Source organism: Ligilactobacillus sp. 110_WCHN (assembly GCF_030518115.1).
GTDB lineage: Bacteria > Bacillota > Bacilli > Lactobacillales > Lactobacillaceae > Ligilactobacillus > Ligilactobacillus aviarius_C.
In genome coordinates, this window is sequence record NZ_JAULLI010000041.1 from 1 (window position 1) to 3,033 (window position 3,033).

Genomic DNA, 3,033 nt, shown 5'->3' on the forward strand with positions numbered 1-3,033 from the left:
TATTCAAGAGAACCTTGTTCCCTCAAAACTAGATAATAATTTCTCTTACCTCGAACATCACGTTCCTTAACCTTTGGTTAAGTCCTCGACCGATTAGTAATGGTCCGCTCCATGCATCACTGCACTTCCACTTCCATCCTATCTACCTGATCATCTCTCAGGGGTCTTACTTCCTTACGGAATGGGAAATCCGATCTTGAGGTGAGTTTCGCACTTAGATGCTTTCAGCGTTTATCTCATCCATACATAGCTACCCAGCGCTGCCCCTGGCGGAACAACTGGTACACCAGCGGTATGTCCATCCCGGTCCTCTCGTACTAAGGACAGATCCTCTCAAATTTCCTACGCCCGCGACGGATAGGGACCGAACTGTCTCACGACGTTCTGAACCCAGCTCGCGTACCGCTTTAATGGGCGAACAGCCCAACCCTTGGGACCGACTACAGCCCCAGGATGCGATGAGCCGACATCGAGGTGCCAAACCTCCCCGTCGATGTGGACTCTTGGGGGAGATAAGCCTGTTATCCCCAGGGTAGCTTTTATCCGTTGAGCGACGGCCCTTCCATACGGAACCGCCGGATCACTAAGCCCGACTTTCGTCCCTGCTCGACTTGTAGGTCTCGCAGTCAAGCTCCCTTCTGCCTTTACACTCTGCGAATGATTTCCAACCATTCTGAGGGAACCTTTGGGCGCCTCCGTTACCTTTTAGGAGGCGACCGCCCCAGTCAAACTGCCCACCTGACACTGTCTCCCGCCGTGTTTGCCGGCGTGGGTTAGAGTGTTCATACAACGAGGGTAGTATCCCACCAACGCCTCCAGCGAAACTAGCGTTCCGCCTTCAATGGCTCCTACCTATCCTGTACAAGTTGTACAAACACCCAATATCAAGCTACAGTAAAGCTCCATGGGGTCTTTCCGTCCTGTCGCGGGTAACCCGCATCTTCACGGGTATTATAATTTCACCGAGTCTCTCGTTGAGACAGTGCCCAGATCGTTACGCCTTTCGTGCGGGTCGGAACTTACCCGACAAGGAATTTCGCTACCTTAGGACCGTTATAGTTACGGCCGCCGTTTACTGGGGCTTCAATTCTGAGCTTCGCCGAAGCTAACTCATCCTCTTAACCTTCCAGCACCGGGCAGGCGTCAGCCCCTATACTTCATCTTACGATTTTGCAGAAACCTGTGTTTTTGATAAACAGTCGCCTGGGCCTTTTCACTGCGGCTGACCCGGAGGTCAGCACCCCTTCTCCCGAAGTTACGGGGTCATTTTGCCGAGTTCCTTAACGAGAGTTCTCTCGCTCACCTTAGGATTCTCTCCTCGACTACCTGTGTCGGTTTGCGGTACGGGTATCAAGATCCTCACTAGAAGCTTTTCTTGGCAGTGTGACATCGATCTCTTCACTACTTTAATTTCGTTCCCCATCACAACTTGTTGTTACGCAACTAAGCATTTGACTCAGCTACCAACTCATTGCTTGGACGCACATTTCCAGCCGTGCGCTTCTCTAGCCTCCTGCGTCCCTCCATCGTTCAAACAGATCTTAATAGTACAGGAATCTCAACCTGTTATCCATCGCTTACGCCTCTCGGCCTCAGCTTAGGTCCCGACTAACCCTGGGTGGACGAGCCTTCCCCAGGAAACCTTAGTCATTCGGTGGATTAGATTCTCACTAATCTTTCGCTACTCATACCGGCATTCTCACTTCTAAGCGCTCCACCAGTCCTTACGATCTAGCTTCGTTGCCCTTAGAACGCTCTCCTACCATGCACGTCGTGCATCCACAATTTCGGTAATGTGTTTAGCCCCGTTACATTTTCGGCGCAGGATCACTCGACTAGTGAGCTATTACGCACTCTTTGAATGGTGGCTGCTTCTGAGCCAACATCCTAGTTGTCTATGCAATCCCACATCCTTTTCCACTTAACACATATTTAGGGACCTTAATTGGTGGTCTGGGCTGTTTCCCTTTCGACTACGGATCTTATCACTCGCAGTCTGACTCCCGGATATAGATCTGTGGCATTCGGAGTTTATCTGAATTCAGTAACTCTTGATGAGCCCCTAGTCCAAACAGTGCTCTACCTCCACGATCCTTTACTCCGAGGCTAGCCCTAAAGCTATTTCGGAGAGAACCAGCTATCTCCAAGTTCGTTTGGAATTTCACCGCTACCCACACCTCATCCTAGCATTTTTCAACATACACAGGTTCGGTCCTCCAGTGCGTTTTACCGCACCTTCAACCTGGACATGGGTAGGTCACCTGGTTTCGGGTCTACACCTACATACTGAAACGCCCGTTTCAGACTCGCTTTCGCTGCGGCTCCGGACTTTCCTCCTTAACCTCGCATGCAAGCGTAACTCGCCGGTTCATTCTACAAAAGGCACGCCATCACTCATTAACGAGCTCTGACTACTTGTAGGCACATGGTTTCAGGAACTATTTCACTCCCCTCCCGGGGTGCTTTTCACCTTTCCCTCACGGTACTGGTTCACTATCGGTCACTAGGTAGTATTTAGCCTTGGGAGATGGTCCTCCCGGATTCCGACGGAGTTTCACGTGTTCCGCCGTACTCAGGATCCTGGACTGAGGAAACAACGTTTCGCTTACAGGACGATTGCCTTCTCTGGTCGATCTTCCCAGATCGTTCAGCTACGTTATCTCTTGGTAACTCAGATGTCCAGTCCTACAACCCCAAAAAGCAAGCTTCTTGGTTTGGGCTGTTCCCACTTCGCTCGCCGCTACTATGGGAATCGAATTTCTTTCTCTTCCTGCGGGTACTTAGATGTTTCAGTTCCCCGCGTCTTCCTTCAACTAAGCTATGAATTCACTTAGCGATAAAACCTCACGGTTTTGGGTTTCCCCATTCGGAAATCTCCGGGTCATTGCTTACTTACAGCTTACCGAAGCTTATCGCAGTTAGTCACGTCCTTCATCGGCTCCTAGTGCCAAGGCATCCACCATGCGCCCTTAATAACTTAACCTCAACTATCTTATGATAGTGGTCTATGAGTTTAGCGATTAAGAACTTTTT

Annotated in this window: 1 rRNA gene; it reads right to left on the reverse strand. The window is 50.3% G+C overall.

Annotated features, from left to right (window positions below):
- Positions 1-73: 73 nt before the first annotated feature.
- Positions 74-2,983 (reverse strand): 23S ribosomal RNA (locus Q3C15_RS08585).
- Positions 2,984-3,033 lie beyond the last annotated feature (50 nt).